At 55.7% G+C, this 22,769-nt stretch carries 18 protein-coding genes and 1 tRNA gene; 3 read left to right on the forward strand and 16 right to left on the reverse strand.

Annotation, left to right across the window (positions count from 1 at the left end):
- Positions 1 to 120: 120 nt before the first annotated feature.
- The 14 genes from OZX70_RS07335 to OZX70_RS07400 all read right to left on the reverse strand — a co-directional run bounded on the left by OZX70_RS07335 (position 121) and on the right by OZX70_RS07400 (position 16,908).
- Complete coding sequence (locus OZX70_RS07335; RefSeq protein WP_277180335.1) at positions 121 to 558, reverse strand: Rv3654c family TadE-like protein; 438 nt, start codon at positions 556 to 558, stop codon at positions 121 to 123.
- The gene (locus tag OZX70_RS07340) at positions 555 to 1,022 is read right to left on the reverse strand and encodes a TadE family type IV pilus minor pilin (protein ID WP_277180336.1); all 468 of its coding nucleotides are present in this window, start codon (positions 1,020 to 1,022) and stop codon (positions 555 to 557) included. Before OZX70_RS07340 ends, OZX70_RS07335 begins: the two co-directional genes overlap by 4 nt.
- Before the next feature lie 135 nt (positions 1,023 to 1,157).
- A complete protein-coding gene (locus OZX70_RS07345) occupies positions 1,158 to 1,430 on the reverse strand; it encodes a DUF4244 domain-containing protein (protein WP_277182166.1) in 273 nt (90 codons plus the stop codon).
- 392 nt (positions 1,431 to 1,822) lie between these two features.
- A complete protein-coding gene (locus OZX70_RS07350) occupies positions 1,823 to 2,473 on the reverse strand; it encodes a hypothetical protein (RefSeq protein WP_277180338.1) in 651 nt (216 codons plus the stop codon).
- A gap of 2 nt (positions 2,474 to 2,475) precedes the next feature.
- A complete protein-coding gene (locus OZX70_RS07355; protein ID WP_277180340.1) occupies positions 2,476 to 3,144 on the reverse strand; it encodes a hypothetical protein in 669 nt (222 codons plus the stop codon).
- A 4-nt stretch (positions 3,145 to 3,148) separates the two neighbouring features.
- Complete coding sequence (locus OZX70_RS07360) at positions 3,149 to 4,138, reverse strand: ATPase, T2SS/T4P/T4SS family (RefSeq protein WP_277182167.1); 990 nt, start codon at positions 4,136 to 4,138, stop codon at positions 3,149 to 3,151.
- Positions 4,139 to 4,143: 5 nt separating this feature from the next.
- Positions 4,144 to 5,220, reverse strand: a complete 1,077-nt coding sequence (locus OZX70_RS07365) for a hypothetical protein (RefSeq protein WP_277180342.1) — start codon at positions 5,218 to 5,220, stop codon at positions 4,144 to 4,146.
- A 777-nt stretch (positions 5,221 to 5,997) separates the two neighbouring features.
- Positions 5,998 to 8,733 carry a polyribonucleotide nucleotidyltransferase gene (locus OZX70_RS07370; RefSeq protein ID WP_277180344.1) on the reverse strand — a complete coding sequence of 912 codons (2,736 nt, stop codon included), beginning with the start codon at positions 8,731 to 8,733 and terminating at the stop codon, positions 5,998 to 6,000.
- Positions 8,734 to 9,045: 312 nt separating this feature from the next.
- Positions 9,046 to 9,315, reverse strand: coding sequence for a 30S ribosomal protein S15 (rpsO, locus tag OZX70_RS07375; protein ID WP_277142331.1), 270 nt, complete (start codon positions 9,313 to 9,315; stop codon positions 9,046 to 9,048).
- Positions 9,316 to 9,443: 128 nt separating this feature from the next.
- Positions 9,444 to 10,190 (reverse strand): hypothetical protein, encoded by a 747-nt coding sequence (locus tag OZX70_RS07380; protein WP_277180346.1) that lies wholly within the window; start codon positions 10,188 to 10,190, stop codon positions 9,444 to 9,446.
- Between the two features lie 90 nt (positions 10,191 to 10,280).
- Positions 10,281 to 10,351: transfer RNA gene (locus OZX70_RS07385), tRNA-Gly, on the reverse strand.
- 347 nt (positions 10,352 to 10,698) lie between these two features.
- Positions 10,699 to 12,960 carry an exo-alpha-(1->6)-L-arabinopyranosidase gene (locus OZX70_RS07390; protein WP_277180348.1) on the reverse strand — a complete coding sequence of 754 codons (2,262 nt, stop codon included), beginning with the start codon at positions 12,958 to 12,960 and terminating at the stop codon, positions 10,699 to 10,701.
- Positions 12,961 to 13,268: 308 nt separating this feature from the next.
- The gene (locus OZX70_RS07395; protein ID WP_277180350.1) at positions 13,269 to 16,034 is read right to left on the reverse strand and encodes a BspA family leucine-rich repeat surface protein; all 2,766 of its coding nucleotides are present in this window, start codon (positions 16,032 to 16,034) and stop codon (positions 13,269 to 13,271) included.
- A 406-nt stretch (positions 16,035 to 16,440) separates the two neighbouring features.
- Complete coding sequence (locus OZX70_RS07400; protein ID WP_277182169.1) at positions 16,441 to 16,908, reverse strand: holo-ACP synthase; 468 nt, start codon at positions 16,906 to 16,908, stop codon at positions 16,441 to 16,443.
- 326 nt (positions 16,909 to 17,234) lie between these two features.
- Here OZX70_RS07400 and OZX70_RS07405 point away from each other — a divergent pair, with 326 nt between their 5' ends.
- Positions 17,235 to 17,723, forward strand: a complete 489-nt coding sequence (locus OZX70_RS07405; protein WP_277180352.1) for a LytTR family DNA-binding domain-containing protein — start codon at positions 17,235 to 17,237, stop codon at positions 17,721 to 17,723.
- 186 nt (positions 17,724 to 17,909) lie between these two features.
- On the opposite strand, the gene OZX70_RS07410 is transcribed toward OZX70_RS07405, so the two are convergent.
- Complete coding sequence (locus OZX70_RS07410; RefSeq protein ID WP_277180354.1) at positions 17,910 to 18,278, reverse strand: hypothetical protein; 369 nt, start codon at positions 18,276 to 18,278, stop codon at positions 17,910 to 17,912.
- 313 nt (positions 18,279 to 18,591) lie between these two features.
- Here OZX70_RS07410 and OZX70_RS07415 point away from each other — a divergent pair, with 313 nt between their 5' ends.
- Complete coding sequence (locus OZX70_RS07415; protein WP_277180356.1) at positions 18,592 to 19,080, forward strand: LytTR family DNA-binding domain-containing protein; 489 nt, start codon at positions 18,592 to 18,594, stop codon at positions 19,078 to 19,080.
- A 2-nt stretch (positions 19,081 to 19,082) separates the two neighbouring features.
- Complete coding sequence (locus OZX70_RS07420; protein ID WP_277180358.1) at positions 19,083 to 19,637, forward strand: DUF3021 family protein; 555 nt, start codon at positions 19,083 to 19,085, stop codon at positions 19,635 to 19,637.
- 127 nt (positions 19,638 to 19,764) lie between these two features.
- Here the strand turns inward: OZX70_RS07420 and OZX70_RS07425 are convergent, their stop codons facing one another.
- Positions 19,765 to 22,716, reverse strand: coding sequence for a BspA family leucine-rich repeat surface protein (locus OZX70_RS07425; RefSeq protein WP_277180360.1), 2,952 nt, complete (start codon positions 22,714 to 22,716; stop codon positions 19,765 to 19,767).
- Positions 22,717 to 22,769 lie beyond the last annotated feature (53 nt).

Raw genomic sequence — 22,769 nt, forward strand, 5'->3', positions numbered from 1 at the left:
ACCTGATTATCGCACTCTTCCCTACACCAAATTCACGTCGACCCGAACGCTTGAAGTTTCATGTTCACTGCAATTAGGAATGCGAAAAAGCAACCGGTGAACCAATTTGATTCCAAACCGTTATGAACATTCTACCGGTCCGGCCCGAGCCATGCGGGATACGAAAGGGACGAATGGGACCTCGGTTTTCACAGCGACTTTGACGGTGACATCTTCTCCATCGACCTTGCAGGTGATCAGCGTCGCTTTGTTGAGCGAGGAAGCGAGACGGGATTTGATGCATGGGTCAAAATCACCGTCACGAGCCGAAGCCGCTCCTGCGATGGCAGCCTGGTCGGCGGCCGACCTGGCCTCGGAGATACAGACCAGTATATTGCCGCCCAAACCAATCGCGGACAGAAGCACCGCCGCAACGGCAATGAGCATGACCCCGTTGATGGTTCCCGAACCTTCGTCGAATGCGTTACTTTTTGAACGCCGATGGCATGCAATCGCTGAGACCGTTGCAGACTTACCCGGTAACGGAAAGGCAGAGAACCATTTCCTCCGGACTCTCATTGGATTACTCCGGTCGCTTTGCCGACAACGGCCATGGGCAGCACATGCATGGGATCGGGCACCACCCGGCAACTCACCGTCACTTTGACCTGCTTGAAACCTCGGGATATCGAGACACTGGCATCACCACCTGCGGCATCATGCGCGGCAAGACGAGCCTCGGTATCGCTGCTGGACACCACGGCCACTCGTGCTGCCGCTGAAGCGGCATCCTGACAGTTCATCTCGACGGTGACCGCCCGAGCCAGCATCATCAACAACACGGCCATTGCCATCACTGCCGGAAGTACGACGGCAAATTCAGCAGTGACGGCGCCTTCGTCATTGTGCGCCCACCAGCGAGAACGGGACCATTCAGCACACCGATGCCGCCGCCCAGTCACAAAGGCACAAAATCGCTTACACAAGCCGCGTACCCGTGTAATCAATGACCAACCCCCATGAGTCGACATGCTGACTGCCATCGCGTTGAGACGCCTTTGGCAATGGCAACCAGCAGGTTGTTGCGATTGCACTCTTTGAAGTGACATTATGCGCTGCATCCTCTCTGCAATCCGCATCGTTTATTGTTGCCGTTCCCAATCACGAAACGTGCGCGATCAGACCACCTTGAGCGCTTTCTTGACCAATGCCATCAGCAGCGTCTTGACGGTACCGGATTTGAGTAGAGCCACCAGTACTGCGGCAAATCCCGTTGCGGCCACCAGAACCACTGCATATTCCGCCGTCGCCGCGCCCTCGTCGGGTTCGGCCAAAAACGCACGAAAACGTGCATCCAACAGGCACAACTGGCCTCTAACCTGCCGCGAACGCTCGGACAGGCGGGAAGCAAATCCCGTGACAACACCGGTATTGGTTTGATTGATTGTCATCAATTCCTTACTCATGATTACTCCTTTGATATCTGCGACATTGAACACCGCAGCCAACGTGGTTGCGACACTCACCAGTCTGACAGAAGTTCGCCATTTACCGTGACGATTTCGGCTACTGTGGTCGAACGCTCGGGGTTATACACATCCCGGGCGTGTCGCGGTTTTCATCCACCAAAAATGTTGACGAAAATGTGGAATGTCGGAAAGTTATCAACATTGCAAAACGGCCAGAAATAACTCCATTAAAAACGCAATATCTATCACGTCGTATTTAAAAATAGACTCGTATAATTCGATAGTCCATGTATGGAACTTGATACAAAGCGAGATGCACAAAGAAAAATCTTCCAACTAGTATCGGCTATATTTGTGAATCTAGCCGCACGGATTCAACGACCGATGAAGGAACCTATCGCGGGGATAATGCCGATGAGCATGAAAGACGGCAGGAAACAGAGGCCCGTGGGCAAAAGAAGTTTCACCGAAAGCCTCTGGGCGGATTGCTCGATTGATGCACGCGCCCTGGCATCCAGTTGTTCGACCGCACTTTCCAGAGGGCCGACAGGCGAAACACCACGGGTCCAGGCACTTTTCAATGCATCGTCAATGACATTTAAGGCATCACGTGCAGCAGCGACATCATCTGAGGGAGAAAGATCATCGTCTTCATTCTGCCGTCTATGGACATGCTTGCCCTTTGGCTCAGACTTCTGTTCGCCCTGCTCCCCTGTTTTTTGACAGGCCAAAGAAGCTGCACACCACGCATCCTCCCAACTGAGCCCAAGCATCAACGAACGCGAGGCCTGGCAAAGCCCTTCTCCAAGCATTCCGCCCACAATCATGCCAACGGTCTCAAGCGCACGCGGAATCGACGAACCTTCGCGCATGGCCACCGCCATCATCTCCAGAATGACCCCGAGAGACGGACTCGTGGCAAAATTTACCTCCAACGCGCACAGTTGCCTCGAAGTCGTCTGCACAGGCGAGCGCCACAAAAACCATGCGACAGCCACCAAACACCCTGAAATCAGAGCATTCATCTTCACCCGCCTTTGCTTTCCGCCTCATCCACACCATCCATCAGCGTTTTCATCCACAACACACCCATCGCATACGTGCCCACTCCCAACAGCAGACAAACCCGACCGGCGCTGTTGCCGAAGAGAAACTCGACCGGCGAAGCGCCCATCAGCTGCGTCAACACAAGCGTGGCCAATGGCAGTAGAGAAAGAAGTTTCACCGTGGATTTCGGCACGGTGAAGGCATTGTCTTTCAAGGTCTTCATCATCCGGTTGCGCTTATAAGAGGAGGCCACGGCATCAAGACAGTGAGAAGCCTCGCATCCCAAGCTTTTGCTCAGTCTGCAGGCCAGATCCAGCTCGATTGCCGCCTGATCCGCCTGTTCTGACGTCTCCTTCGGCCCCAATTGCGAATACAGAAGATCCTGCAATTGTGCCAAATCAGGCATGACGGCAGTCTGAAACATTGCATCGACCTGCATCTGCTCGGCAAAGGCATCCTCAAGCGAACCTCCTGCCTTTACAGAGGCTTTCAAAGCATCGATACACGAGAGAATGCCCGCCTGCTGCTTATCCGAAATTACGGCAGGGGTTGAATTCTCCATCTTCAGTTTGCTGGTTTCGCTTGGCCAAGCGAAACAAAGTACCGCAGCCACCAGCAAAAGACCAGCCGTCAATGCAAACCAATCCATCAAATCACCCCGACCAACGACTGACGAAACTGTCCCATCCAGGCCCAGGAACCGGCATTCCCGCGCCGTCCCAAGTGGCAATCGGCTCGCCGGCGAAATGCTCGATATCCTTGGAAAGTCTTCCTATCTGGGCGATTCGTCGCTTGCCATTGTTGCGTTCGATATGCAGAACCACATCGAAGGCTCCTGCGGCAAGCATCGTCAACGCCGGTTGATTGAGCCCGGCCAAGAGTCCAAGAGAGACCAGACGAGAGGGCACACGGTCAACGCTGTCGGCGTGTAGGGTGACCATACCTCCGTGATGCCCGGAGTTGAATGCGCGCAGAAGGTCGGCTATCTCCTCACCACGGCACTCCCCTAGAACGATGCGGTCGGGACGCATACGCAGTGTCGCCTTGACCAGTTCGGGCAGACCTATTGCACCTGCACCTTCCACATTTGCCTCGCGAACAACCAAGGAAACGTGATTGCCACGGCCCAGCTTCCCCAGCTCCCGAACTTCCTCGACGCTGACGATGCGTTCTGCCGGATCGACCTGGGCGAGTAAAGCCTTCAAAAGTGTGGTCTTGCCTGCTCCCGTGCCGCCCGTAATCAGAATCGTCGCGCGCTTGCTTACCAAACCACAAAGCAACGGAAACCAGGAAGGCGGAAACAAGCCCCTCGCTGCAAGACCGCTGAGTCTGGGAACCGTTCGGCTTGGGAACCGTATGGAGATGCTGGCACCCATCGGCACGATTGGCGCGATGACCGCGTGGATACGGATACCCTCGACGCTTGAGGCATCGGCGATCGGGCAGGCGTCGTCGAGCCGCTTGCCCAGCTGCGCGCAGAGTTGGGCTGCGTATTCACGTACGACCCGAGGCGAGCGGAACGGCACTGCTGGATAGTATTCGCTCATTCCTCCACCTCGGTCAGCCCACACCCTGCCTTCGCAGGTCACGGCAATATCGGTCAACGCCGGTTCATGCGCCAGCTCTTCAAGAGGCCCGAACATCAATGTCAATCACCTCCTTCAGCCATATCGCTGATGGTGTGCGCCAACTCACCCATCACCGCACGGTCGGCTTTCGCAATCTTGAGGCCCAAACCTTCCAGCGAATCGCTGATTCTCGCGTTGTTGGGGCATATAGGCCCAAGCACCTGATGACCAAGATATTCGCTCGCCTCATTGACGCCCACCACTCCACGTTGCCGCGACGTACCTCTCGGTTCGATGCCAACAATCGCCGCCAGTTGCGGGGTCTCGCAACTTCCCGAGCCACGGTATCCAATCTCGCTATCTTTAGCAAAATTATCGCTTTGTGATTGCGCTGGTAATGAAGCGGACGAACCAGAAGAATCAAGAAAATCGTCGAAACGATGACTATCGCCTCGGTCAGTTGGGCTCATGCAACCCGAAGAGAGACGCTGGAGCAAGGTTTTCGCACGGGCCAAACCAAGTACCGAAAGCTCAGCCACAACAACAACCGACGTGTGGCGCAAACCCGGAACCATATCGACCACCCGACCGCCCGAGCCGTCAACCAGCACCAAGTCAATTTCTGCACTTCGTTGAAAGGCCGCCAAAACCGCCTGAACCTCCCACCATTCAGGGATCTCGCTGTTCCACGAATCGAACGCAAGAACCGGAATGCCCTCCCAATGCGGGAGCCGTTTGCACAACACGTCGCCGTCAATCTTGCCCAAGGGCGCGTTCAATGTGCCGAACCGCAGACCTTTGTCATTCTCCAATCCAAGTAGGATATCGAGTCCTCCAGCACTGAAATCCGCGTCCACCAATGCGGTGCGCCTGCCTTGATCCTTAAGCTGCAAGGCGGTCAGCGAACAGAGCGCGCTCAACCCTACTCCCCCGCTGGCCGAGAGGAACACCACTGTGTGCTTGGCAAACGTATGAGCGGCACCAGCCTTGATGCTCAGCGAATCTTGAGGCGAAGACAAACCGGCCCCTTCCACACTTTTATCTTGCGTCCGACTAACCTCGTACGCCTGTTGTGCTTGTGGCATCGGGGGTTCGGTAAGCGTCAATGCCGGCGCGACGGCGGTTTGAGTCCAATGCGCCACGTTCCCCTGCATCATCGCGGGACGAAGCATCGGAGCAGCCGAAAACGGGGTTGACAGGTTTAATTGTTGAGCGGCATATGTCTGAGCTTGCGCTTGCAGACTCCCTTTTGATGCGAGAATCGGCCCCTGTGCAACAGGCAAGCTCAACGGCAAATCTGGCGCATTCAGCACATGGGACGAGCGCGGCAATTCGAGCACGGATATAGGATTCTGCGGCCGACACGGCTGAGGCTTTGAACACGTTTGCAATGATGGAGGCAACCTCGCCGGCGGCGGAATTGCGGAAATCTCAGAAGCTGCCGGAACTTCTGCAGGCGGCTTTTGCGGTCTTAATCTCCTGATTGGTCTGCCTTTGATCTCGGCAGGCAACATCATTCTTTTATGCCGAGCAAACGGAGTGCCCGCGAGGCTTGGTCTTGAAATCGATAGAGTATTTTCCATACACTCATTCAATCCACTTGAGGGTCGGTAATGCAAGCTGAAACGGGTGCTGTGGTCGAATGATAGGGGTTATCCACATTTGAGGCGTGTCGCAACCTGAATCGTCGAACCGTACACATTCATCCACAAAAAACACCTCAAATCAGCATCAATCATCGAAAATGTATACGAAATGATAAGTAAATGATGAAAATAAATGATAATCAATATAAACAAATAATAAAATAACTTCAAAAGCTTGACGGCATCGGCAGATAAACAAAACTGGCCTGCAACCAAATCAAAGAGGTTGCAGGCCAGTTATCAGTTAACTAGCGATTGGCCGATAGAAACGACCAATCAGCCAATCAATCAGTCATCGAACGGGTCGAAGTCGCGGCGGACACGGCGACGCGGGCGCTCGCTGCGCTCTTCGCGGTCCTCACGATATTCGTCATAGTGATCGTCGGTCGCGTAGCGCGGGTTGCGGTCGTTGCGACGGCCACCACGGTAGCCGCCACCACGGCGTCCTTCGTGACGGTCAGAACGACGGTAATCGTCACGGTCCTCACGACGGCGGCGCGGACGATCCTCGAAGTCAGCATCATCAGCGGGATCCTCGCGGTCACGTCCACGGCGATCATCACGGTCTGAACGGCGACGGTCATCACGGTCATCACGCTCCTCACGACGGCGGCGCGGACGATCCTCGAAGTCGGCGTCGTCGCGATCCTCGCGCTCTTCACGTCCACGGCTGGAACGACGGTCGTCACGATCATCGCGGTCTGAACGGCGACGGTCATCACGGTCACGTCCGTGGCCGCGATAGCCACGCCCGCCACGGTCGTCACGGTCATGGTCGCGGCGTCCGCCACGACCACCGCCGCGTGGGCCGGATTCCTGATCCTCGAAACCTGGAATAGCCAGCGAGATCTTACCGCGGTCGTCGACGCCCTGGACGGTCACCTCAACGGTGTCGCCTTCCTTCAGCACGTCTTCGACCGCGTCGATACGCTCGCCGTTGGTCAGGTTGCGAATCTGCGAGATGTGCAACAGGCCGTCGGTGCCGGGAGTCAGATTGACGAACGCGCCGAAGCTCGTGGTCTTGACGACCTTGCCGTTGAAGTTCTCGCCGACAGCGGGAACGTGCGGATGCGCAATCGCATCGATGGTCTCCTTGGCCTTCTCGGCTCCGTCGCCGCCTTCGGAAGCGATGTAGACAGTACCGTCATCCTCAACAGAGACGTCGGCTCCGGTCTCTTCCTGGATCTGGTTGATCATCTTGCCCTTGGGCCCGATAATCTCGCCGATCTTGTCGACCGGAACGGTGGTGGTGAGAATGCGCGGAGCGTACGGGCTCATCTCGGCCGGAGCGTCGATGCACTCGTTGATGACCTCGAGGATCGTGGTGCGGGCTTCCTTCGCCTGCTGAAGAGCTGCGGCCAGAACGTCGGCGGGGATGCCGTCGAGCTTGGTGTCGAGCTGGAGCGCGGTGATGAATTCGGAAGTGCCGGCGACCTTGAAGTCCATATCGCCGAACGCGTCTTCGGCGCCCAGGATGTCGGTCAGGGTCTTGTAGATGTGCTTGCCGTCGATGTCACCGGAAATAAGGCCCATCGCGATGCCCGCGACAGGAGCCTTCAGCGGAACGCCCGCGTCGAGCAGCGACAGCGTGGAGGCGCAGACGGATCCCATGGAAGTCGAGCCGTTGGAACCGATGGCCTCGGAGACCTGACGGATGGCGTACGGGAAGTCTTCCTTGCTGGGAAGCACCGGCACGAGCGCCTTTTCGGCGAGCGCACCATGGCCGACCTCGCGACGCTTCGGGGAACCGACGCGGCCGGTCTCACCGGTGGAATACGGCGGCATCTCGTAGTTGTGCATGTAACGCTTGGTCTGCGGGCCAGAGATGGAATCGAGCGTCTGCTCCATCTTCAACATGTTGAGCGTGGTGACGCCCAAAATCTGGGTCTCGCCGCGCTGGAAGAGTGCGGAGCCGTGCACGCGCGGCACGATGCCGACCTCGGCGGAAAGCGTGCGGATGTCGCGCAGGCCGCGGCCGTCGATACGGAAGTCCTCAGTCAGGACGCGACGGCGCACAATCTGGCGCTGCAGCTCCTTGAAGGCGTTGCCGAGTTCCTTTTCTTTTTCGGCGTCGTCCATATCGGTGAATTCGTCGGCGAGCTTGGCGCGGACGTCTTCCTTGATCTCGTGGATGCGCTCCTGACGCGGCAGCTTGGCCGCGATGGAAAGGGCATCGTTCAAATCAGCATGAGCAATCTCGTCGATGCGCTTGTAGAGCTCGTCCGTATATTCCGGGAAGAGCTGGAACTCCTTGTCGTTGGTCTTGCCGGCCTTCTCCTTGAGCTCGTTCTGAGCCTCGCAGATGACCTTGATGAACGGCTTGGCGGCTTCGAGGCCACCGGCGACGACTTCCTCGTCCGGCTTTTGCTGACCCTCGTCGTAGATGAGGTTCCAGGCGTTCTTGCCGGCGCCAGCCTCGATCATAGCGATGGCAACGTCACCGTTTTCGATGACACGGCCAGCCACGACGATCTCGAAGACCGCACGGTCACGCTCGCTCCAGCGCGGGAAGGCGACCCACTGGCCGTCGACCAGCGCCAGGCGCACACCGGAGACCGGGCCTTCGAAAGGCAGGCCGGAAATCATGGTGGAGGCGGAAGCGGCGTTCAAAGCGATCATGTCGTAGGCATCGTCCGGATTGCAGGCGAGGACGGTCTCAACGACCTGGACCTCGTTGCGCAGCGTGTGTGGGAAAAGCGGACGCAGCGGACGGTCAATGATGCGGCAGGCGAGGATGGCATCGTTCGAAGGACGGCCTTCACGACGGAAGAAGGAGCCTGGGATCTTGCCTGCGGCGTACATCTTCTCTTCCACATCGACGGTGAGCGGGAAGAAATCGTAATTTTCCTTCGGGCTGCTGCCGGCGGTGGTGGTCGAAAGGACCATCGAATCGTCATCGAGGTAGGCGGCTACAGCGCCGTCCGCCTGCTGGGCCAAACGGCCCGTCTCGAAGCGCAAGGTGCGCTTGCCAAATGTTCCATTATCAATAACGGCCTCTACGGCCTTAATTTCGGGACCCTCCAAGGGTTCCTCCTTTGTTTAATTTCTACTATCCAACATACTGCAAAATGCTTTGTCAACGTCCGAACCTGTTCTTTTTGCAAGGCTTACCTGGCCTCACCAACGTTGGTGTCGGCACATTGACTTTCACTTCTCAGTCTGAAGCAGCATTGACGGCTCTCACGCCGGAACACATATTCAGATATTTCAATTATCGACCCTCACCTTAGGGTCGTCGGTATTTCTTCACACGCGAACATTTCTAGACGTTTACCAACGTCTATGTCCGTTTCCAGCCTCTGAAAAAGCCCGAGCACGAAGCCCGGGCATAAAATGCTATCGACGAAGACCAAGACGCTCGACCAAGGAGCGGTAACGGTTGATGTCGACCTTCTTCAGGTAATTGAGAAGACGACGACGATCGCCGACCATCAGCAGCAGGCCACGACGAGAGTGGTTATCGTGCTGGTGGGTCTTCAGGTGCTCGGTCAGATCGGAGATACGCTTGCTCAGCAGCGCAACCTGAACCTCGGGAGATCCCGTGTCGCCTTCGTGCGTCGCATACTTGGTTACGATCTCATGCTTTTCTTCAGCCGTAAGTGCCACGGCATCCTCCTTATAGTTGCTGCGCGGTGCCGTCGGCACGATGCCGAAGCGCTCTCTATCCGCGGGCGAATACACGCCAAGTTTCAAGTATAGGAATAGGTACGGATGAACGCGACGGGAGGCGCGCGTCAGACGGCGGCGAGCAGACCGCTGAAGAGAACGATCAAGAGGGCGATGCCTTCGATGACGAAGTACATCAGGAACGAGGCCCAGCTGCGGGTCAGCACGTTCAACGGCGAATCCTTCCTGATGCAGACAAGCAGGCCGACGAAAACGATCGCGTAGACACCCGCCGCGATCAACGCCGCGATGATGCCGAGGTTCGCCGCATTCGGCAGCATGGACGAAGAGCCGTACATGACGTAGGTGGAATACCAGAACTGGAATTTCAGAAGCGAGACCCCCGCGATCAGCTGTTCGAAAGCCAGCAGAAGCAGGAACAGGATACGCCACAGCCATGCATGCGCCTCCACGAACGAAAGCGCGAAAGTGGCTAGGGCGAAGACAGTCACCGCCCACGAGACCAGCGCGGCACCCTGAGGCGCAAACGGGCTCAGTAGCTTGACGATCTGCGCGGTATGGCGCACCGCGAGCACACGCCCGAACCAGTACGGGGCAATGAGGGCGACCAGCAGGATGACCAGATAGACCACCCAACGAATCGGGTGAAACTGACTGCGTTTGATGTCGGCCAAGGAAAGGTCGGTCTGTGGGATAGAAGCTTCAGGATGCTTGGAAACGCTGACTTTTTCGACTTTGCCTTCGACAATTTCGACGGCCTCGTTGTTCTGTGGGTTTTCGGGAAGCGCACTTTCCTGCGAAGAATTTTTTGAGAACTCGTGGTCTATATCTGTCGAATCATTCGTCATAGCCATGCCTCATTGATCTTACGAACCTTCTCGCGACAGGTGAGGCGATACCTTCTATTAGTCAATAAGTCCGAAATCCACTCACCCCGCAATGGGAGCGGATGACGGGAATCGAACCCGCGTAATCAGTTTGGAAGACTGAGGCTCTACCATTGAGCTACATCCGCGTGCCGTTTATGCGCGACCCAGAAGCCTCGCAAAACAACGACTTTCAGTATACACGACGCACGGAATTGGCGACACGTTCATTCATAAACTTGTGTGATCGATGAAGTAACAATATTCTTCAACCCATCCAGATAGCACCAAACGATGAATTCAACGCCAATTGACATTCCGTGCTGCGGCAACGCCGAGACCTGATTTTGGAAATGCCGGAATTAAGCCATTCTCCTTTTTCCAATAAATCAAAGAAAAAGCACGGAAACGCTGATTACGATGTATCAGCGTTTCCGTGCTGCACGTTCATTCAAGCTACCCAGCAATCACCAATTGCCATGTAGGGTGAATTTTGTTACTTGGACTTGGAGACCTTCTCATATTCGGCCTTGAGCTCCTTGGCGAGGGCCTCAGCCACGTCGGCACCGAGCAGCATCGACATGCCGCCGACCGGGCAGCTGTCGAGGAACATCACGATCAGCTGGCTGTCGGGGATGATGTTGTGGCCGAACTGCTTGTCGAGCTTGGCCACGACCTTATCGACCACTGGAGCGCCGACCGGATCGTCCTTCCATTCCTTGAACGTGGACCATTCGGTGAGCTGGGCGGTCTTGCCGTCATCCTCGAGATCGACGAAGACGGTGTCGGCGATGTCGCGGGACGAAGTGCCGACCTCGATGCCGTAGGTGCCCTCTTCGACCTTCCAATCGGCGAAGCGCTCAGACCAGTAAGCAAATGCACGCGAATCCAAGTCAATGGAGACCTCAGCGGACTCGCCGGGCTCGAGATAGACCTTCTTGAAGCCCTTGAGCTCGTGGACGGGACGCGCGACAGCTTCCTTCGGTGGAGCGACGTAGAACTGCACGACTTCCGCACCTGCAACGGAACCGGTGTTCTTCACGGTCGCGGTGACGCGAGCGGACTGCGGGCCGGTCTTCTCCGCCTTGGCGTCGGAGACCTCGAAGGTGGTGTACGAGAGGCCATAGCCAAACGGATACACGACGGCCTTGTGGAAGGTGTCGTAGTAACGATAGCCGACGAAGACGCCCTCGCCGTAATCGACGTGGCCTTCCTCGCCCGGCCAGTTCATCATGGTCGGATCGTCATCCAAATCGTTGATGATGGTCTGCGCGAGCTTGCCAGAGGGGCTCACATCGCCGAAGACGACATCAGCGGTTGCGGCACCGCCGGCCTGGCCCAAGAGCCAGGCTTCGAGAATGGACTTGGCATCATCGGCCCACGGCATGGAGACCGAGGAGCCATTGGAGAGGATGACCACAACGTTCTTGTTGGCAGCGGCGACTTCCTTCAGCAGCTCGACCTGCTTGGTAGGAATATCGAGCGAGGTGCGGTCGAAACCTTCGGATTCATAAGAGGCGGGCAGGCCGAGGAAGAGCAGCACGGTGTCGGCGCCCTTGGCGGTGTTGACGGCCTCGGTGGTCAGAGCCGGGTCCTGAGCGTCGTCGTCCAGTGTGAAGCCAGGGGCGAAGTCCGCTTCGACGCCGCGATCCTTCAACGCGTCAAGGAAGCTGGTGAGCTTGTTCGGGTTGATCAGCGACGAGCCGGCGCCTTGGTAGCGCGGGGTACGTGCAAATTCACCGATAACGGCCAGCTTGGTGCCGGGGGCTACCGGCAGCAGATCGTCCTCGTTCTTCAAGAGAACCATGGCCTCGCGGGCGGCGCGACGGGCGACATCATCATGTGCGTCGACATCGTAGCGATAGCCAGCCTGACCCTTCTCCATTGCCGGACGAGTCTTATTGACCAGATCGATCATGCCTTGGGCCATCTTCTCGAGCTGCTCGGGCTTGATCTCGCCGTCACGGACGGCGTGCACAATCTTCTCGTCGGTGTTGGTCGGCGGCATCTCAAGGTTCAAGCCAGCATTCAGAGCGGCGGCACGGTCGTGCACGGCGCCCCAGTCGGACATGACGATGCCCTTGAAGCCCCACTCCCCACGCAGCAGGTCGGTCAGCAGCCACTTGTTCTGCGAGGAATACACGTCATTGATCTTGTTGTAGGAGCACATGATCGTCCACGGCTGGGCGGTCTTGACAATGTGTTCGAAACCGGGCAGGTAGATCTCGCGCAGGGTGCGCTGCGACATATTGGCGCTCACACGCATGCGGTCGGTCTCCTGGTTGTTGGCCGCGAAGTGCTTGAGCGACGTGCCGATGCCCTTGGACTGGATGCCTTCGACCTCGCCGACGGCCTCGTGGCCGGCCAGGTACGGGTCCTCGCTCCAGAACTCGAAGCAACGGCCTCCCAACGGGTTGCGCTTGATGTTGATGCCGGGGCCGAGGATGACGGCGACCTGCTCCTGGACGCACTCCTCACCCATGGCCTCTCCGGTCTCGCGCACCAGATCCGGGTTCCAGCTTGACGACATGCCTGCGGCCGGCGGGAAGCAGGTGGCGGGAACGGCCTTGTCGACGTCCATGCCTTCGAGGTTCTGAGCCTTGCGCAGTCCGTGCGGGCCGTCGGTGATCGTGTAGTTCGGCAGTCCCTTGTCTTCGACTTCGCCGATGCTCCACGGGTTGGTGCCGCTGGTCAGCGCCGCTTGCTCTTCAACACTGAGATCCTTGGCACTCGTTACTGGTGTTGTCTGATTGGTCATTATGCAACCTTTCTGTTTTCTCGTAAGCCTCATCCCTGAGCCTTGCGCTACACCTACATTCCGTTCAATTATTGCCGATCCGGCAATTCCTGATTCCAGGATAACTACTTAGTTACCGACCGGTAGGTAACTATTATTTTAGCATAAACCCTCTACTGTGATAACACACAAAATAAGCAAAAATGCATATCGAAAAATGCCGCCGTCCGGCAGGGGTTGCCCCTGCCAAGACGGCGGTACCATGCCGTTCCGAGCAATGTATTATCTATTGCCTGACGATACTTTCCATAACCTCGAAGCCCAATCCATCACTCATCTTCACCGCGATGATGGGATATGATTTCGCTCTGAGCCTGATAACGCCAGTAAGCCAGCATCATCAAGATGGCGAGCGCCGAGATGAGAACAATCCACCACCAATTGACTTGTGCGAACTGGGTATGTGCGACCGTGGAACTCGGTTCATTGCAAAGAGGCGCTGCGGATGCTGTTGGTTCGAGCCAGCTCGCCGGATAGGCCGACTGCTCGGTTCCGCTGACGCATTCCTTGGCTCGATTACGCGGGGTGGTCGGCGCCGGAATGCCATTGTCACGGCTTCCGGCAGGCGGGTTCGCGGGGTTCACCGGATTGGAAGCTACACCAGGAAGCCCGGCAGCACGAAGAGGAACTGCAGCCGCGACAGGAACTATCGGCGCAGGCAAGGCCAGTGGAGCCGGTAATTGGCCGCCGGCCTGGATGGTGTTGCCGTTCGCAGCCCCAGGAACGGGAGCGGCAGGACCGTTATTGCCATTTGTATTACCATCATGGTTCTGGCTGCCGGAACCGTTCGAACCTCCATTGCCAGCATTGCTGCCGGAACCGCCATTACCGCTACCAGGGTTGGCACCCGAACCACCGTTGCCAGCGCCATCCGACGGAATGGTGCCCGAACCGTTACCGCCCCCATTACCGGGAGTAGCGCCGCCGTCACCAGCATTGCCACCGTTCGTCGGCGTGGTCACCTTCTGCCAGATGGCATACAGTCTAGTTAATCCGGCATTCAGCGCGATGGTGTCACCAGGTTGGTAGGTGACGCCGGTACCATCTTCCTCGGTATTCCAACCGTGGAAAACATAGTCGCTTTCGTTGTGATCCGGGGCGTTGGCAACCGTGTAATCCTTGAAATTATCAATGCTGACAGCGCTGGCAGTGCCAGACCCGTTATAGACGACCGCATTGTTCACTTTCAGCCCGTAAACATGATCAACGGCGACATCCGTGTCATCCTTCGGATTGACATTTTTCATGCGAACCGTGGCCCTCTGGCCCCAGACGTAGGTTCCTGCAGATTGCGGAACCTCTGCAGCATGGTCCGCGAGCGCCCGGGAAGCTCCCTGACCTGAACCATCATCGGCATTGCAGCTGCTCCATGCCGCGTTCTTGAGTTGGTAGATGTTGTCACCGGCGTCGGAGCAGAAGACTCTCTTATTGGCTTTGTCCGATACCTGCACCCATTCACCGCTGTAGGTATCGTCGAGCTTCGGCTCAGTGGCATGAGGTGCAGTTCCGTCGTTGTCGAAGGCGTTCGACGCCAGATAGGTCTTCGGGCCAAGCGTCAACCGGCTCAGGGCCGGCATGTCTATGAACATATAGGCACCGGCCTGTCTGTTGGCGGAATTGTCGAACGAGGATAGATCGAGGCTTTTGACGGATTCGAGTCCGTTGAACATACGGTTCATGTCGGTGACCCTGGAGACGTCCATCCAGCTGAGATCAACGCTTTCCAACGCCCCGTCAGCCTCGAACATATGCGAGGTGTTCGTCAAAGCGGCCCGAGTCATTTTTTGCGGCATCTTCAGCGTTTTCAGACTCTGCGCCCATGCGAACATGTAGCTTGCATCGCTGACGTTATCAAGGTTGAAGTTGGAGACGTCAAGCGAGGTGAGCACGCTGCGGCGGGACGGGTCTGAGGTGAGATCGAACATATGGTTCATGTTCCCGACATTGGAGGTGTCGAAACTCGAAACGTCCAGGCTGCGCAGACTGTTGTCGCCGTTGAACATGCTGGACATATCTTGCACATTGCGAGTGTCGAAATGCTCTGTCGGAATATTGGCCAGACTGGCGCAACCCTGGAACATGCGTCCCATCCAATGCACGTTCGAGGTGTCGAAACCGTCGAGATTAAGCGACGTCAACGAAACATCTCCGTTGAACATGTCTGCCATATTCGAAACGGCGGAGGCATCGAAACCGGAGAGGTCAAGGATTGTCAGGCTGCTAGCACCTTTGAATATGGAATCAAGATTGTTAATCCTCCCGTAGCCTGCGGGAGCCATGGTGTTCAGGCCGGTGATGCTACGCAGATTCGAGCAGTCGAGAAACATGCTGTCCGCACCGACGTTCGCACCGTAATTCTGCGAGACTTTGAACGAGGAGAGATCAAGATGCGTCAGCGAGGTGTCACCCGCAAACATCTGGGAGATACTCTGTGCATTCGCAATCAGGTTCTTCGAGCCAAAATCAAGGTTCTGCAATTTCGGATCATCCTTGAACAACCCCCACACGCTGCGCGCATAGCTCACATCAATAGTGTCAAGGCCATAAATGTGTTCGAGATTCGGCATCGAGGCGAACGCCCAACCGGAGTCGGAATTCAGCAGGACGCCCGGCTCAAGGACGATGGTCTTGACAGATGCGTTGTTCCAAGGATGGTTGGCGACACTTCCACCACCGGAGTTTCCAATGGCACCGGTTCCCCAGCCGGCAACAACGCCACGGCTCACGGTCAATACGCCATCGCAAAGTGTCCAAGGTGCATCACCCCACATTCCACTTGCCACGTCACTCGCCATGCAATCACCTTGCGCGGAGGGCGCAGGAGCGGAATTCGAGACCTTGGCAGGAGTCTTGGATGTTGGACTGTTCGAATTATTACCGGCCGCAGGCGACACATCCGTTCGACCTGCGTTTGCCTGCGACTGGGCGGTCGTTTGATCAAGTACCGCTGCGGTCTGATTCGCGTTCGCGAGCACAGGGCTCATCAACATGGCCACACCCACCAGCAAACCGACAAGCTTCGTCGTTTTCTTCACTTTCCATCTCCCTCGTCATGACCGGATACGATCATTGCCAATCGAGCATCGGCATTCATGCATTACTTACAGTCATCGTCAGCAAATCAAGTCTCTTCAAAAAGACGTCGAACGATATACTCAATACTGTTTTACATTACCATAATTTGCATCACATGCGAATATTTTCATAATCTTCTTAACGCCAATTATCTCAAAAACGTATTTTTTAATAATTTTATACATGAAAATACCAAATACGCAGGTTTTTTCTATCCGGCAATTTGTATATTATGAATCCCATTTCAACGATAATTAACATTTACAGTTATCTAAAATTTTTAATATTCTCTAAAAGGAAAAATCAAACGTTTGACTTATCGCTGCTAACGATACATCTTATATCTGTTGATGATACCTAAACCAGTCAGTTTCGGTAATATTCACCAGTCAACAGGACGACGGCAGCCGCCAACGGTCCGTCATGGCTCAGCGAGACGTGCCAACGCGGCGAAACCGTCATATTGGAAGAAACCACACCAGAGTCCATTATTGCCAGCGAATCCAACAGCTTCGTCTGCACCGCTTGCGTCAGCACAACATGTGGCCGCGAGCGCGAATCGTCGAGGATCTCGATCTGAGACCACGGAAAATCGTCAAGCGTGTAAGGATTCGACCGATCGCCCAGCGCCTCGCACCACGCCTTGAGCACGGCTTCCTTGCCTGCCCATTTAGCGGCCAAATGCGTCGCCTCATCGTCGTGCTTGATTTTGGCGCGTGCAGCTGCCTGCCGTAGCTCGCGCACAGAAAAAAGCCGTCTGCCACGCGAGCCGGGCTCGTCAAGTTGCTCGGCGAACGCCGCAACGTCGACGACATCGTGCCCCACCCCCAGCAGCTGCGAACCATACGGCTTCGATTCCCGGCCATCCTTGATCTCTATCACAGTTTCATGCTACCTGCCCGACATGAGATTCGAGAGCAATCGTGGCCAGAACGTCGGCATCACAAAACGGTTTCTCAAACGCCGGTGTTCCAACAGTAAATACCGTCAAAACGTCACTAAATCAATAAAACATAACAGCTTTATATCAAAATAGAACTCAATTGACTAAATAATTCATCTTATAGTATATTTTTATATATCTGTATGACCATGTAGGGAACACGAGTAAAAGCGGTAATTCTCGTACACAGTCAGGAGAAAGAGCAGGCAAGGTATTTATGAGCATCATGTTCCGCGTGAATCCCGACCTGCCAGACGACCAACTGAACGTAATCGTCGAAGCAACGAAGCCCACCGATGAAGCGGTGCAGCTCATGCAAGCCATCAAAAAAATGAGCCGGTCGAACAATTCCACGATCGTAATCAACACCGAAGAAAGCCTGGAGCTCATACCTATAACCTCAATCATCGCAGTCGAAGTCCACGACGAGATGCTCTTATTGCGCCTTATGACCAGCAAGGGGGTGACGCAAAACCCATCACCGCCAATCCGGACCATCTCTACGCGCGACACCTTAGCTCATTTACTGAGGCGCCTGCCCAATAAATTCGTCAGGATATCCCGCCAAAGTGCCATCAACATCAATCATCTGCGGTCATTGAAATTGAGCTATTCCGGCAATATGACGGCAAGCCTTGACGCGGGAATAGAAGAGACCGTGGGGCGACGCTATGTCGCTGATTTGCGAAAGATAATAGGGGCATGAGCCTGGTAGCGCGGAAAAGAACCAGCCAAAGACCTTGTAAACAATCATATGGAAACAGCCAAAAATCATCCGCCCGCCCCGACTCTGATCTCCTCGAGAAAACCGACAGACGCCGGCGAAAAAGGAATCCTAGCCCACGCCACTCTAAGCTATGCCATCAAAGGAGCACTGTTCGGTTCGCAGGGCTTATCTGGCGACGTATCGTCCGTTGTAATGCTGTGCAAAAGTATTGAGTTTGTCTCTCTTCGTCTCGTAATTATAAGCGACAGTAAGAATGAAGAAATCAGCGGCAGCAAACGCCACCAGCACCGTCCAGTTGAATTTTATAGAGGCGTTTGACACTTGGTTGTCAGCCGAGTTATCGCCCTCAACAGGGGTGACAGGAAGCCTGCTGCTATCAGGAGTCGACGCGACAGACGTACTCTGAACGGTGGCGGTAACCTGATTGGAATCTGCCACATCAGCTTTGACTTCGGCATTGGCGGCGACGGGCGCAGCACCGAAGGCAACAGCGACGCATAAACCGACGAGAATCTTCTTCAGCTTTTTCATCATGCCCCCTTCGCTTAGTTCACTTCACAACTCAGGCCTCACTACAACGAATGAAGCCAAGAGCCCTCACCAACTCACGTAAAATAAACATATCACGATGCGACGGAGCATGGCACCGGGATTTCAGCCCAGTTATTCGATTCACGGGTTAAGCGGTGTCAAAAAAGGGTTGAACTGAAACGTAGATAGAGACTATTTATCAATTCGTGCATATTATATATTATTGTAGAAATAGTACTTACAGACTGGTGTACTATGCGTAATTTTATATACAGTCTGTCTCTTGATGATAGGGAAGAAAGGACAAGGTGGACATATGGGCATCACGTTCCGCTCGAATCCCAAATTGCCGAAAGGCGATGTAAACATCATCGTTGAAGCAAGCGAAGCAACCGAGGAAACCGTTCAACTGATGCGATCGATCAAAACACTGCAACGGCGCAACCCGACGACTATCGCCATAAATACCAACGGCAGTCTCGAAATCATACCGACATCTGCCATCGTCGCCGTGGAAGTCAACGATGAAATGCTGAACATCCAAATCCTTGTCAACAAAGAGGGCCTGAGCAGAAAAGGGCCGTTGATCACTACCCTGAACACGCGCGATACACTCACCCATTTCATGACCCGTCTGCCTTCGGAATTCGTTCGAATCTCTCGACAAGTGCTTATCAATATACGCCATCTGCGCTCCCTGAAAGTCAGTTATTCGGGGAATATGAGCGCAAGCCTCGATGGGGGCATTGAAAAAATCGTGGGACGGCGCTATGTGCCTGCCCTTCGTGAAGTGATAGGAGCGTGACCATGAGACTGCATGGTCCTGCCGGCAGCATCAGCGCACTACTGCGACCTACGCAAAGGGATTCGAAGCTGGCGATGATTTTGAATTACGCCATCAAAGGCCCGATGATCGGCTCACTGACCGTAGCGATCATCGAACTGTTCCTGCCGGGATGGATGCCCATCGGCAGGATGAGCATGGGCACGATGCTTATTCTCGATGTCATCCTTGGAGAACTGACGTTGGCACTGTTCTGCACCGATCTCCCATGGAGCGTCATCATCCCACTGCACGGGGTCTCTACACTGGCCCTATCAGTGCTTTGGGTCTATATCAACGGCGGAAAAGAGCACCTGTTCAGCAATGAGATGCTCGTTTTCGTCGTGCTGTTCATTGTGCTCTATATCTGCGCCTGGCTGGTGATTTCCGCGTATTCACGTTCGGTCACCGAAGGCATGAACGAAAAGCTGAACTCTGCTCTTACCTCCTTTAAAAACAAAAACTTCAAACACGAAGATTCTGCGACGATATCTGCTGACGCAGCAGACAAAGCGGAAGATCAGAGCGGACTCGAGTGAACAGATAAACGGGCGGGAGAGATTAATAGAAGTCCCGATAAATGATAAATGTTGTGCCTCCTTGCAATCCAGAACGATTGCAAGGAGGCACAACATTTAATGGCGCTTTTGGGTATCCACTACCTTGTTACTTTTTGATGGTGGCAGAGTCAAAGTCGCGGTGGCGAGCCACGATGTAGCCGCCGTTACGGTAGGCCAGCATCAGCAGGAACAGCGGCACCAGGAACACCAGCATCCACCAGAAGTTGAAATGCCTCACCATACCGCTCGGGGCCGAAGCCTCCACCTCGCAGCGCGTCAGACCATTATAATCCGACAGACTCCAGGCGGCCGGCTGTGCGTAGGCTGAGCCGTCCGGTTCAATCCAGTCGGCCGGCTTCGTGCTGCCCTTGGCATCCTGCATCCTGCGGTAGACGTCCTCCGGGATGCACTTCGGACGCGCGGGCTGCGTCTGCTGAGGCTGCTGCTGGGCCGGAGCCGGAGCCGTGGCGGGCGCGGGCGCGCCGGCGTTCGCGGCGGCGCCGATAAGAGGCGCAGGAGCCAGAGCGGGCGGTGCTGCAGGCAGCGTGGGGGCAGGAGGAGCCACCGATTGAGGCACTACCGTCGGTGCGGTCGGAGCCGGACTCGGATTCGGTGCAGGCGACGGGCTCGGCGTCGGGGCCGGGCTCGGAGCAGGCGATGGACTTGGCTCAGGTGACGGTGACGGTGACGGCGACGGAGTCGGGGTCGGGGTCGGAGACGGACTTGGCTCAGGTGACGGCGATGGGTTCGGGTTCGGGGCCGGAGACGGAGACGGTCCGGGCGACGGCGACGGGGTCGGAAGCGGGTTCGGAAGCGGCTTCACTGGCGGCAATGGCGCTATCTGGATAGGAATGATCTTCGCCCACACCGCATATACCGTGGTCGTGCCAGGCGCCACCCTGATATAGCTGTTCTCTTTGTAGTAGCCGCCATGATCATATGGCAGAGTCCTCCAACACAGGAACTTGTAACCAGGGACCTCATAACCGTTCTGAGCAAGCTGCCTCTTATAATGCAACAGGTCGATTCCCTCGCCAGGAGTCACGGTGAACACGTCGTCAGGCGTGGCGCCGGTAGCCGTCAAGCCAGCCGGAGGACGTGCCTCATAATGAATGGTGTAAGGAGGAATTCTGCTCTTCCACTGCGCGTACAGCTTGACCTGCTGGCCGGGCGCCGTGAAACCGGTGACGACATTGTTTTTCCTGTATGGCGTTCCGCTGCCATCGGCCTTGGTATTCCAGCCAAGGAACTTCTGAATCTTGGCGTGATACATCAGGCGCGGAACCGTAATCTGGATACCAGCGGCATCAGGACCGACCTCGCGAATCTTGAAATCATCGCCACTCACGTTGACACCTGCGGGAGCGTTCTTCTCGAAGACCACTTCGGCGAACACCTGCCAGCGGAAAATACCACCGGTGAAGCCGGAATCACAGGTCAGCGCAGAAAGCGACTCATTATCGCCTTGACTGGCGTCACTCACCCAGTTACCGTCTTTGCTGGTCCAACGGCCGGTATAGCCATGCCACTCTTCGGCGCCGGCATTTTGAGGTTCTCGGTAACTGAAGAACGAAGCATTCAACCGCGTCTTCGGCCCTAGAGCAATCTGCTTGAGGGTGAACGGGAACGCCCGCTTGCCTTCGACAGCATTGCCCGTGTCCCAGCCGGACAGGTCCAGCGAGTCAAGCTGTTCATCCTCATCGAACATCAGGGAGATATTGGTCACACGGCCGGTGTTCCACGACTCCAACCCGGTAACAGAAGCCAGCGCGAAATCACAACGGAACATCTCTCTCATACTGGTGACCCCGGAGACGTCCCAGTCGACAAGATCCAACGAAGTCAGGTTCACATCGTATGCAAACATTTGGGAAAGATTGGTGTTGCAAGCCTTCACACGCCAAGTGGAGATGCCTTTGATCTCCGTAATATGAGGAATGTTCATGAATGTGCCGTTCATCCAATCGATTCTGGAAACGTCCCATCCCGAGACGTCGAGATATGTCAGCGAACTCAAATCAGAGAAGACATACGGCATCTGGCCTGTCAACGAAGCCGTATTCCACCGCGACAGGTCAAGCTTGGTCAGCGAACGACACTCCAAAAACATCTGATTGACAAACTTGAGCTTTTCGACATTCCAGCCGAAAATCCCGTCAAGGTCGCATAGTGCGTGATCATATGAGAACATGTCCGCCATATCGGTCACTTGGGAGGTATCCCAATTCGACAATCCGTCGATGCGTTTCAAGGCGTTGTCGTTCATGAACATCTCCCACATGTCGGTCACCTGAGAGGTATCCCAACCGGAGAGGTCCAAAGTCTCGAGCTTGGGATCGTTGGCAAACTCCTGCTGCATGACGGCTTGAGCAATCGGCCGCCCGCCATTGAGATCGCCCACCCCCTGGATATAACGCAATTCGGGCAAAAACCCGAAACCGATCGAAGATTGCGGATCCGAGGAGAAGAAGGTGTGCGTGGGATTATCGAACACCAGACCTACCATCTTTTCGATGTTGCTCTTGTGCTGATCGCTGTAAGCCGTCGTATTCGGACCCCACGGCTCGTCATCGACAGCGAAAACTCCGGGGCCGACATGCATCACATAGCCGTCATCCTCCTGACGCAACGACCAATGCACCTTGTTCTGTCCTGCGGAGTCACCGCCCCAGTCGCCTTCTTCAACGACATTGCTCTCACCTTGGGGCTGAGCGTGCTGGGCAGCCTGCGAATCAGGCACCGACTGCGCCGGATGAGAAGACTGCTGAGACGGTGCAGCCGCCTTGTCTTCACCAACGGCATTCTTTTCAGCAGCTTCCGTCTTCGATTCTTTGGAATCACCGGATTGTGAGGTATCTGATGACGATGCTGCCGATTGGCTACCAGAGCCGGCGACGCTGCCCGCCTTGGGATCTTCGGTAGACGTCGCAGCCTCGCCGGTGCTCGTCTGTATCTGCGGCTCCGCGGTTTCGTCAGCGGAAGCCGCCGTGGCGAACGGACCGGCAATCATCGCCGCAGCAACAAGCATGCCGACTATCGCTTTATTCAAAGACCTCATCGCTTCTCTTCCTTTCCCACGGTTCTTCACTATCACTGTTTGTATAGATGACG

Origin of the sequence: Bifidobacterium sp. ESL0732, assembly GCF_029395535.1 — a bacterium.
Taxonomy (GTDB): Bacteria; Actinomycetota; Actinomycetes; order Actinomycetales; family Bifidobacteriaceae; genus Bifidobacterium.